The organism is Phaeodactylibacter xiamenensis (assembly GCF_000759025.1).
Lineage (GTDB): Bacteria > Bacteroidota > Bacteroidia > Chitinophagales > Saprospiraceae > Phaeodactylibacter > Phaeodactylibacter xiamenensis.
Window position 1 is genome coordinate 59162 of the sequence record NZ_JPOS01000020.1, and the last position, 11644, is coordinate 70805.

An 11644-nucleotide genomic window follows, 5' to 3' on the forward strand; every position below is an offset into this window, starting at 1 on the left:
TACATTTGAATTTGTTTTACTGTACAGCTACTTGTCTGCTGACCAACCCCTTCTTCGTCTGAACGGTAAGGAGATAAATGCCCTTTGGAAGTTGATCAACATTTAACGTAACGGTACCACTAATACTGTTGTATGCCTGTTGATTGACGACCTGTCCCTGCAAATTGATCAGTTGCAACGATACGCTGCCGTCGATAGCTTGCCCGAATGTCACATTCAATACATCCTGAGTAGGGTTCGGGAATACCTTGAGTGTTTTATCCAGCCCCAGGTCTGAAGTGCTAACCGTCGCATCTTCGTCAATCTGAATGCTGAAGGTCTGAGTGGGGATCCATCCGCCCTCAGGGTTTTCCACAATGAAGGTAAACGCATCCGATTCCGTATCGCTGCCGTCGTGTACGTAGGTCAGGTTGAACAGATTGATGGTTTGCTGGGTAAACTCGTCCCCTACGCCCAGCAGGTCGCCACCGCGGAAAAGCTGACCGTTTTCAGGCAGGGTAACAATAGTATATTCGATATCCTGCGGAGCACTTTCACTATCCTCTACTTCCAGCTCATTCACTGTGATGGTATTGCCACCACCGGGAGGCACCGCCAGGACTTCGTTCCTGATAATGCTTGGTGAAGATGGCGTGATGGCCGCACAGAATTCCAGCCCCCATTTCTCCAGCGCGCCACCGCCCGTACCTTGCTGAAGGATTTCAATTTCCAGCGTCCATTCCCCAAAGGTATCTTCTCCGTCAAAGGCAGATAAAGGCTCGTGGGGCTTCACGGGAATAGTGGTGATAGGAGGGCAGGCAATCGGGTTCGGGGCTTCGTCGTCGAAGGAAGCCCGAAGCAGTGGAGAGCCGAAGCAGGACTGGTCAAACAGGACTACGCGGGTACCCGCAGGGCTGATGATGGTTACCCGAAGGCCATTGACCGTTTGGTAGGGGATCTCCAGCTCATCTATATTGATATCACTGATGGTGCCACTTTCAGTAACAAAAATCTTGGAAGTCCGTACCCCTGGGTTGTTGGAGAGGTTGACAGGCAAGTCTACCGGCAGGTTGTTTTCACAGTCTACACTGGAAGTCCGGAAAGCAATAGGTTCCAGGTACTCTCCCAATCCGCAGTCATTCTCCGGGCGTATCCTCCAGAAGTAGAGTTGGTTCTGATCAAAGAAACCTTCCGGCTGGTAGGCTGCTTCGGTGAGCCCAAAAGCCTCTTCAAAGATCGTCCCTTCCTCAAAAGTCGGGCTGGTAGCAATCTGAATATCATAACGGTCAGCGCTGGATACGTCCAGCCAGCTGAAATCTGTACTGAAGACGATGCCGGATTCTCCATCAACGGGCGTAAGCATTTCCAGCTCTGAGTAATCGCTGGACAAAGTGATGATCCGGATCTCCCGCAAAGAAGTATCCACACCGGGAATCATTGCCTGCACAAGAAGGTCAAGGGTATCTCTGCCCTGGTTGGGGGCGATATTGAGGTTCAGGAAGGTTGATGCGCCTATGGCTAGTGTATCTGAGGTGAAAGTAGCAGAAGAACCCGCCGGCAGTTCGCCTACAAGGCTCAGCATCAATGTGGTGTCTAAGCCCAGGATGGCGCTGGTACTGATTTCGATACTCAAAGCTTCGCTTGGCAGGCATACCAATGGGAAAGTAGCAGGTGCCACACTCATGGCGTAGCCCGGCTCGGTAGCTGCCTCAATCGTAAAGTCAAAGTCATTGATGTCGAAGAAAATATTATCAGAGGCCTGTATACGGATACGGGCATCTTCGGTGGCTATATCCGGTACATCTACAAAAGCCGAGCCATCGTTTGGCGTTGCTTCCAGCAGGGTGTACGGATAGGTGAACCCACCATCCACAGAGAGCAGCACATCCACATACTGGCAGTTGACGCGTGCGTTGGTGGTGTTGGCTACATCCCAGGTTACCTCGCGATAGTCTCCTCCGGTCCAGCTAAACCCGTTTTCATTGCCGGTCAGCACCACAAAAGGGCCGGCCGTTTCGTCCGCTTTGAATGCAACAGGTTGCCAAACGGCAGAACCATGGTTGACGTTGTTGTCGCGAACCACAAACTGGAAGGTCATATCCCGGCTGTAGGTGGGGAGTACCTCCGAAACATCATAGTTGTTATTGATAATTTTATTGAGGCGAGGGAAGGTCCTGGTGTGGCCGGAGGGTGAAGGTGCGAAAGTCCGGAAAAGGGGCGCATTGCCAAAAGGCTCGCCAATTGGAGATACCGGTCCGAGGTCAAACTGCTCCCATACATAGGTCAGGTTGTCCCCGTCTTCATCAGTAGCTGACGCACTTAATCTGAACGGTGTGGAGATGGGAATAAAGAAACCATCTTCATAGTCCATCTGTATGACTGGCTCGTGGTTGTCCGTAATGGTTTCTGTTCCACAGCTGGATCCGGTGCCTACCCGGGAAAAACCAATGAAGTCTTCCAGAGAGCCGATGTTGTAGTAGTCGTCGTTGTTGGTGACAATATTCTGGTTGCCACAAGAGCCGGCGTAAGACATGATGGTGCTACCGCTGCCGGGCTCGTAGGCGTTCGAGCTGGACAACTGCTCCAGAATCCCCGGGCAGTTATTCCAGCTATGGCCAGCGGAAAACTGATGACCGACCTCATGCGTAACAATCCGGTCCACAATAGCGACTACGTTGCTGAAGGAAAAACAGGTTACGCCCCGTCCTTTGCCGGGGGTACATACTGCGCCACTCACTACGCCGCCTACGTCTGTACAGCCACCGGTAAAAATGTGGCCAATATCAAAGTTGTTCAACCCAACTGCGCCATTGAGGAAATCCTGATTCTGTCCAAGCAGAGCGCCTCCCATGTTCGCATTATTGAAAGGGTCTGTGCCGGGATCAAGGTGGATCAACTCATCGTTATCGGGAATGAGCTCCATGGTAACAGAGACTTCCGACTGGAAGACCTCATTCATCCGGTTGAGGGCCACAGCATAGGCACTCATGACGTCATCCATGGTACCGCCCTGTCCCTGTGCAAACTCACCCGTACAGACCAGCGCCATGCGGTAGGTACGCAAGGGTAAAGCCGCACCAGCTGTACTGCGAAAGGACAGTTCTTCTGACTCCCGGGTGCGCTCCTGATGGACTTCGGCCAGCATCTCTTCAGCATGATTGTCAAAACCACACGTAAGCTCGGGCATTTCTTCCAGCTGCTGATGGCGTTTGTAGTAGCTGATAAAGTACCGGTTCTGATGAGAAGCATAAGGCTCCACATGCACACGGCCCTCAGGGGTATTAATCCCTGCGCTTATCCCTTTGGTCGTTACCTCGAAGCGTGCCGTAACGAGCGGGCGGTCCTTGCTGATGGCGGTATAGGCCTTGATGTAAGGGTATTTTGCAGCAAGCTCCGGCGCCATAATTCTTGACTCCACAACTTCAAACTTCTCTGTAGTGCCATCCGGAAGCGGGAGTTCAATTTCGGCAGGTGCATTCTGAGCTGCTGCTGTGAAGGCAAGTGGTGCATTGGCAATCTGTTGAACAAAAGGCTCGTATTCCAGCGCCAGGGTACGGTATTGAGTTGCAGTAATCGCGACTTCAGACTCCACAGGGAGCATGATGCGCTGTTCGCTAACATCTGTCCATAAACCAGACTGTGCCCCGGCAAAGCTGAGGACAAATAAACTAAGGAGAAAAGTAAAAAGTGATTTCATAATTCTACAGTTGTTCTGTAATGACCTTGATCCATAAATTCAGGGCCCGGCCTGATGATATAATTGCTGCACTTTTTCTGGCGCAGTTTAGTCTTACTTTCAGTGGGTTGTTTTGAGGGCTTTATTAAAAGAATTCTCCTCATATGCCGGGCTCAACGGAGTACGGCTCATCGGAAAAGTCCCGGTTTTAAGCAATAAAGTTTGGCAATCAGCGGGCGGCTTTCTAATGAATAGACACAAATTTACTAGTATTCACCTATTCCTGTAAAGAAGATACCAATATTGTTTGTCGGGATATGGCGTTCATTGGTAGAAAAAGAGGCGTTTTCAGGTCTTTGCTTACTCCAGTTCCACCCATTGGCCACTCAGTGGAAAGTGGATGAGGCAGCGGACCCGGGGCAGCCCAAGTACGGCCTTAATGCCACGCATAGCGAGAAATGCCCAGCCGCCCATTTTGCGCTGTGCCACAGCACCCAGTTTTCTGCCGTCATTCTGGTCATGCCGAAGGTGTTGTATGATGATGGCCTCATCAGGCTTTACTATTAAATGGTGCAGGTAGTCCTGAAAAAGCCGGCCTTTATAGAAGAAATGTAAGGGATACTGCCGGTAGTGGTCCCGGGGCTGTAATTGCCGGTCCAGCCCTTTATGCCAGGCATCGGCTTGTTGCAATATTGTGCGTGCAGGCAGGTGCTCGAGTTCGTAGCGTTGCAGAAAACGGAGTGCAACGCCCGTTCGGCGATCGGTATCGTGGTGCGGCTGATCGGCGAATAAAAAGGCGGTAACCGCGCGCAGTGCAGCTATACGGTCTTCTCCCTCTGACAACGCCATGGGCGTAGCGTAGGCATAAGCCGGGAGCGGATGCACGCGGGCGTCTTCCACCTGATCCTGCGGGAAGAGGTAATCAAAATACTCATGCCTGGACGGACCGGCAGGCTGGCTGAGGAAAGTTATCGCTTCAGCAGCGTCTGCTCCGGCTGGTTCAAAGCTCCTTTCGTAAGTGAAAATCTCTGCTTCGATATTAATGAATTCATCTGCCCAGCTCCACGGGGTTTCCACGTTGCCGGGCTCAAGGGTAGGGTGGGCTTCCTCTCCGGCATGCCAGGTGCGGTTGAGCCATTTGGCCGGGCTTTCACGGGTAGGGAAAATCAGGTAGTCCCGGGCCCGGGTAATGCCCACGTAGAGCAGCCGGGCTTCTTCTGCCAGTGCCTGCTTTCGGGCTCTGATACTGGCCGGGCTACTTTGCAGCTGCTCCTCCCAGTAGGTATTTTTGTACTGTTTGTCGTAAGGATTGACCCAGTATCGGAGCCACCGTCCTCCGAGTACGTTGCCGAGGTCCACATGATCAGTCTCTGAGATGATGTCAATGCCCCAGGGATCGGCTCTGAGGTTGTTTTCCAGGTCATGGCAGATGACAACAGGCCACTCCAACCCTTTGCTGCGGTGGTAAGTCAGCACATTGACCGCATCAGGCCCTTCGCCGGAACCCTGCAGGTCCTTGCCATCTTTTTCAAGGGCATTGAGCCAAAGCAGAAATCCACCGGTAGAGGCCGCTGAGTGCATCCGGTTGCAGGCAGATTCGTACTGTAGCGCGTACTTCCGCAGCACGTCTACATTGCTCAGGCGCTGCCGGGTGTTCCCCCATCGGGCAATGGTACGCCTGATCTGCAGCCGTTCCATGAGCAAGTCCAGGGTTTCTGCGCTGGATAGCTCCAGCGTATTTTTGCGCAGTAGCTTTAACTGCCGGATGATATCAGCTTCAGACTCCCAGGGTTGGAGCCCTTTCTCACGGGCTTCCCGGGCCGCGACGTAACTGAGCCGGCTTTCCACTATTGCTTCCAGGTCATGGCTTCCGTAAAGCATTAAAATCTCTGCTACCGATAAGTCATCATAAGGGTTGATCAGGTATTTCAGGCAGGCCAGAATATAACGCGCCTCCGCTGTACGCAACAGCCCTGCTCTTGAGATCGCCGCTTTGAGCCCGGCCTTGTGCAGGGCTTCCGCCATGGCCTGGCAATTGTTGTTAGACCGGCAAAGGATGGCTACATCGCCGGGGCGTACCTGTCGGGGCGTACCGCCTGATTTAGGCTCGGTGTAGTGCCCTTTTTCCAGCCACTGCCGCAGCGTGTCGGCCAGGCAGTTTTCCATCCAGGGGCGGCCGGGCGCGCGTTTGCCTTCCTCCTGCATAAAATGCCAGTGTATCAACGGATAACCCAATTCGGCAGGTTCCGGGCCGTCGTTTTTGCAGTCAGGGTTGTTCTTGCCATCCCGGCAGCGCTTGGCTTTCAGGGCTACCTGCTCCTGAGGGAGGTCGGGGAAGGCTTTGGTGAACAGGGCGTTGGTCGTATTGACAATCAATTCGCGGGAGCGCCAGGAGAATTCCTGAATGTCTTTGGGGTCAATACCGCCCTGTTGCTGAATGATGGCTTGCATTAGCTCCGGGTCTGCACCTCTAAAGCCGTAGATCGACTGCTTAGGGTCGCCCACCCATACAGAGTAGCGGGCAATGCGGGAAAGTTTTAGGAAAATTTCGAGCTGAATGGGACTGGTGTCCTGAAATTCGTCGACCATCAAAAGGTCAATTTCAGCTTTCAGGACTTCTTTGATGGTGGGCTGGTCCAGGAGCTGATTGACCAGCGTCTCCATGTCTGTGTAGTCGATCAGCCCCCGTTTTTTCTTGTATTGGTCAAACTCTTCAATAGCGGCCTGCGCCAGGTCAAATAGGAGGTAGGTAAAGTTCTGTATGTCACGGTGGAAATCCGGGTGCTGATAGTGTTGGTAAGCAAATTCGAGAAGGTCTTCAGCATCCTCCCGGCTTTTGGCGCCCACGCCGAGCTTCGATATTTTGGCCCACTCATGCCAAAACAGGTGCCCGCGGTTCTCCAGAGTGCGTTGCATACCTTTGAGGGTACTTACAGCCCCCTGGGTCTTCTTGGTATGGTCCTCGTTGTGCTCCAGCCTGGAAATGGTAGCCTGAAGCAAGGTGCGCAACCGGTCCTCATAGCTTTCACCCTGCAGCGGTTTGGGGTCGCCAAGGAGTGCAAGGAAAGTCTCTACGGATTTGGCTTTGCTTTCCGATATAACTGTCACCGGGAAATTATTGGAGCGGATGATCTCGGTGAGCTGTTTGAGCACATGACGCCAGTCGCTGTAGCTTTGGGCAGTCAGGCCGAGCCGTTCGCTCAGGGCTTCCATCTGGTCTACCCGCTCCTCCGTCAGTACTGTTGCCAGCGATTGATTGAAAAGCTGCTGCTGGTCCTCATCGGCGATAATATCTACCTGTGGGGAAACGCCCGCTTCAAAAGCAAACCGTTGCAACAACCGGACGCCCAGGCTGTGGACGGTCCCGATCATGGCATTGCTCAGCTGATCTGCTTCGGCAGTACGGCCTTTGGCGAGCAGGCTGACGCGTACCCGTTCCTGCAACTCTGCAGCGGCCTTGTTGGTGAAGGTCGTAGCGATGATGCCACTGGCGCGAACATCTTTTTCCAGAAGTTCTGTCATTTCCTGTGTGAGGCGGTAGGTCTTGCCACTGCCTGCGCCGGCGGAGATAATGCGTAAATTCATAAAAATTCGTTTGCCTGCTGCTTTATGCCTGTGCGGGATCAAGATAGCGCGATCGGAGAGAAATTAAAAACCGGGCAGGAAAACATCGTGATTTCCTGCCCGGTAAGCTCGTGATTGGGCTGTGTTTTAGTTTCCGGGGTCGGCATCGCCGTTGATGTCCCCCATCTTTATTCCTATGAAGTCCGCATCCGTAACACCGGTTGAAGGTAATTCATTGACTTCTATAGCAGTTGAGAAATCTTCCAGCCACGGGTTCTGAGGGTCAGGAAAATTGTAGCCAGCCGTTACGAACTTCCAGCTTGGGCTGTTGCCCAGGGTGCTGACCTGGCCTAGTATTGCCCGCCGAATGCCAATCATATCCAGTATGGTTATCGAGCTGGTGTTGTTGATATCTGCTGCCAGGTAATCATACGGGTCATCAAAGGGCTGAACCCCCAGTATATGTTGATTGATAAGAATAAGGTCAAAAGTGGACACACCATTGAAGGGGGCTTCATCCAAGCTGACCGTAACCGTGTAAGGCAGCCCGGCTTCGAGGTGAATAAAGCCAAACTCCCCGTTGTTGTCCGTTATGGTGCTGCCGTTTGCACTGCCGCTTAGGGTCACAAATGCTCCGACGATGGGTTCGCCGGTCTTCGTGCGGACCTGCCCGCGAATCAGTCCTTCGATGACAATCGGAACACTCACCCGGGCCAGCCCGTAATGGTTAGGCCGTGCAGCATCTTCCAGCTGGCCGCCGATCAGGAAGGTGTTCTCATCCAGCACCAGGGCAGTGCGGATGCGCTGCGTTTCAAAGCCTTCCTCATCGAGCGTTTCCAGGAGCAGGCCATTGTTTTCGAGCAGGACCATTTGCGGGATGGGCGTATTCCCGATTGAATCCACAGGGCCAACTGTTAGAATGCTTTCATTGGCGAGCAGCCCGACAAAGGCCGGGGCTCCCTCATCTTCTTCGTCAGCTGCGCTAAAGAATCCAGGCAGGTCGAAGGCAGGGTCAAGCTGACCATTCGGCAACAGCCGTGTGAGGCAGGAGTCTGGCCCAACCGCAAACTGCCCGGCAAGCAGCAACGCTCCATCGGGCTGCTCTGCAAAGCTGATTTGGCAATCGCCGGTGCAAACCAGGTTAGCGGGGGCATTGAAAGCAGGATCAGGCTGTAAGTTAGTGCTGAGTTGCAGGAGGGTAGAGGCAGGCCCTCCGTCCAGGCTGATATTTTCCCCGGCGACCAGAATGCGGCCATCAGCCCGCCGGAATAGCCCACCGGCTTCCCCGCTGATCCGGTCAGAAAAGTTTTCGTTAAGCGTGCCGTTAAAGTTATACAGGGCAAAATTTTGTGCAACGATACCCGGATCGAATACCGTAAAGTCGCCACCGGTCAGAACTTGTCCGCCGGGCAGCGGTAAGATGTGCAGAATGTCGCCCAGGGGGAGTGGGCTGACGGTGAAGGCGGGGTCGATGGCTCCGGTTGAAGTAAGCCGGAGCAGGGGGGATTGCCCCATGCTGTTGCCTGTGGCATTATTAGTGCCGCCCAGTAGCATACGCCCTTCAGCATCAACTGCTACGGTATTAATGGTATTTCGGTAGCTGATATTCGGGCTGTTAAAGGCAGGGTCCATACTGCCATTACTCAGCATCAGACGGGCAACGTTGACGCTGTGCAGGTCTCCGACCATCGCAAAATCGCCGCCTATACAGACACGGTTGTCATCATAGCGGGCGATGGAGTTGATGCGGCCCGGGCGCTCAAGCATGGCGTCAAAAGCGAGGTCCGGAATGCCCTGCTCATCAAAATGTGCCAGGCCCAGCGTTGGCTGCCCGTTGAATGCGCTGAAGTTGCCACCGATAACGTAGCTGCCATCCTGATAAAAGGCCAACTGCCGTATTACACCATCTGCACCAGCACCAAAATCGTAGTAGTCTAAACCTGCATTGGGTACATACCGGTGTACGGCATTGGTGTTGTTAAACTCACCGGCCACCATAATGTCGCCATCTGGAGAAAGCGCGAGAGCCATGGGGATACCGAAGATGTCGCTCCAGTTGTTAATGCTGCCATCCACATTTAAGACTACCACTGCATACCGGACCAGGAAGGTGCTTGAAGTCAGTACAATGCGCCCCAGGTTGTCCAGGGCGATATCACGGATAGATGTCATGAAATTGTTGACGCCGGGCAGGTTAGAGGAGAAGGTGAAATTGTTAACAGGCTGCCCGTTATACGTCCGGTAGCTGATGTACCCTTCCGGTCCGTTGGGGCCACCGATAATCGTGCCGCCAATGGCAAAGCGCCCGTTCACCTGCGTGATCAGGTCACTCACGAAAATGGTGGTGCCGGGGTTCAGCGGTATGATCTGGCTAAGGCTGCCGTTCGTGTTCAGGCGTACCAGCCCCTGAGCCTGCATGCCATCAAAAATCGTAAAGGCACCGCCCACGAGAATGGTGCCATTAAACTCCACTTCAATATCGTTGATGGTGCCAGCTGGTATGGTTCCGGCCTGGAAGCTCAGGTCCTGGCTGCCATCGGTATTTAACCTTAGGATGTGGAGCCCATCCGTATCGGGGTCTGTATAGGAGCCGCCGATAATGACTTTGCCGTCGGGCTGAATCGCCAGGGCTGTAACGGAAAAAGGAATGCCGGACTGAAAGGACTGGTCTAGTGTGCCATCCGGATTGAAACGGGCTACGCTTGACTCTTCAATTCGGTTAGCCATGGTGAATGAACCGGCAGCAATAAATTTGCCATCGGGAAGGAGCCGAAGCTTCTCTACATCACCAGGCCGCGTGATCAGAGGGGAAAAGTCAGCGTCAATGATTTGTGCTGCAGCTGAAAATTGCAGCAGAATGCCGGCGAGTGCCAGGCAGAGGATTCGATATACCATTGGGATTATGTTTGTTGTTCACAATTATTCATTCATCCCCGAAGGGACAAATGATAGAAAAGGCAGGCAACCAACAGTTGCTTACCGGAATGGGGGGAGGTGTTTTTCGAATCCGATTCTCAAAAAGGGTGTGCTGAGGCAGTAGCAAACGGTGTGCTGAGGGTATTCAGGGTAGCCGTTATTGTAGAGAAAATTGTACTTAAGGGCCTAAAAATACGAAAACTATGAATGTAGTGCTCGCTCTAAGGGTTAAAACTTGTTGCGCCACATCATGCTTTCAACGGGCTTTTCAGTGCGTTCTGTGTACTTGGCGTTTTCTTTCTTGTTGTAATAGTTTTGGATGGTGCCTTCCACCTGAAAATAAATCAGTTGCCCGATAGGCATGCCCGCATAGACCCTGACCGGGTGAGTGCAGGAAATTTCGAGTGTCCAGGTATTGCAAAAGCCAACATCCCCTTTTCCTGCCGTGGCGTGGATGTCAATGCCGAGTCGGCCGACACTGGACTTGCCTTCCAGGAAAGGGACGGAGTTGTGCGTCTCGGTGTACTCTTCAGTAACGCCCAGGTAAAGGGTGTTAGGGTGAAGTACAAAGCCGGACTCCGGTATTTCCAGGTACTCAATCCGGTTGTGCCGCCGTGCATCAAGGATATGATCTTTGTAAATGGCCAGTGTTTTGCCCAGGTGCACATCATAGGAATTGGTGCCCAGGCAATCGGGGCGGAATGGCTCGATGACAATCTCGCCCTGCTCAATACTCTCCAGAATACTCGTATCAGATAAGATCATAGCCTGCTGTGGTCTCGATAGTTAGCCCGTAAAGGTATTGGATTTTTCCGGCATAGGCAGCGGTTCTTTGTATTTATTGAGAAGAGCACCAAAATTAGCAGGACGTATGGAAAAAATATCAATTTATACAATTTGCACTATAGCCTGCTGCGTTATGGTACCTCAAAACACGACTTTTTGGAAAACCTAATTGCGTTTTCTTTTCGAACACCCAAAATTTGACGACGCTATGAAAAAGGCAGTTTTGCTTTTTACACTTCTCGCAGCATGCCTGCATCTGGCCGCGCAGGTCATTCCCTATCAGGAGCTATCCCGGCCAGAGCAGAAGCCGGGCACAGACCTTAAAATTTATTTTGAAACCCCACATGACCTGATTGTTGTCCGCGATGGCTTCATTTCTCATCAGTCCAAAATTTACCACGAAAGCACGCCGGGAGGCTATAACGCTCAGCCTGTACAGTACAGCGCTCAAACCGTACTTGAAGGCATACCATTGAACGGCAATCAGTTGCTGGCACTCAAGGACCAGATCAAAAATACCGGACTGCTGGCCTTGAATGGGAACGCCTTCGGTGCCCCTGGCCATCAAAACGGAGAGGATCATATTATCCGGGTAGAAGTGGATGGACAGAAGCGCAATCTGATTTACCGCCGCAACGCAAGTTTCCCCAATGCGCCCGGCCCATTCAATCAGGTCAGCGAGTACCTGTGGTGGCTGGTGACGGAAGTGGAGCAGTAAACCGC

General features: G+C 52.8%; 5 protein-coding genes. 1 reads left to right on the forward strand and 4 read right to left on the reverse strand.

What is annotated here, in order from left to right; genetic code table 11:
* Positions 1 to 16 precede the first annotated feature (16 nt).
* From IX84_RS30880 to dcd, 4 genes are all read right to left on the reverse strand, one after another.
* A complete protein-coding gene (locus IX84_RS30880) occupies positions 17 to 3676 on the reverse strand; it encodes a reprolysin-like metallopeptidase (protein WP_052515903.1) in 3660 nt (1219 codons plus the stop codon).
* 339 nt (positions 3677 to 4015) lie between these two features.
* Positions 4016 to 7240 carry a UvrD-helicase domain-containing protein gene (locus IX84_RS09490; RefSeq protein WP_052515904.1) on the reverse strand — a complete coding sequence of 1075 codons (3225 nt, stop codon included), beginning with the start codon at positions 7238 to 7240 and terminating at the stop codon, positions 4016 to 4018.
* A 126-nt stretch (positions 7241 to 7366) separates the two neighbouring features.
* The gene (locus tag IX84_RS09495; protein ID WP_044219346.1) at positions 7367 to 10114 is read right to left on the reverse strand and encodes a carboxypeptidase regulatory-like domain-containing protein; all 2748 of its coding nucleotides are present in this window, start codon (positions 10112 to 10114) and stop codon (positions 7367 to 7369) included.
* A gap of 249 nt (positions 10115 to 10363) precedes the next feature.
* Positions 10364 to 10900, reverse strand: coding sequence for a dCTP deaminase (dcd, locus tag IX84_RS09500; RefSeq protein WP_044219349.1), 537 nt, complete (start codon positions 10898 to 10900; stop codon positions 10364 to 10366).
* A 229-nt stretch (positions 10901 to 11129) separates the two neighbouring features.
* On the opposite strand from dcd, the gene IX84_RS09505 reads away from it, so the two are divergent.
* The gene (locus tag IX84_RS09505) at positions 11130 to 11639 is read left to right on the forward strand and encodes a hypothetical protein (protein ID WP_044219352.1); all 510 of its coding nucleotides are present in this window, start codon (positions 11130 to 11132) and stop codon (positions 11637 to 11639) included.
* Positions 11640 to 11644 lie beyond the last annotated feature (5 nt).

Bases quoted from the DNA above. Each gene is read 5' to 3' on its own strand.
- dcd (WP_044219349.1), bottom strand. From the start codon at position 10,900: ATGATCTTATCTGATACGAGTATTCTGGAGAGTATTGAGCAGGGCGAG.
- IX84_RS30880 (WP_052515903.1), bottom strand. From the start codon at position 3,676: ATGAAATCACTTTTTACTTTTCTCCTTAGTTTATTTGTCCTCAGCTTT.
- IX84_RS09495 (WP_044219346.1), bottom strand. From the start codon at position 10,114: ATGGTATATCGAATCCTCTGCCTGGCACTCGCCGGCATTCTGCTGCAA.
- IX84_RS09505 (WP_044219352.1), top strand. From the start codon at position 11,130: ATGAAAAAGGCAGTTTTGCTTTTTACACTTCTCGCAGCATGCCTGCAT.
- IX84_RS09490 (WP_052515904.1), bottom strand. From the start codon at position 7,240: ATGAATTTACGCATTATCTCCGCCGGCGCAGGCAGTGGCAAGACCTAC.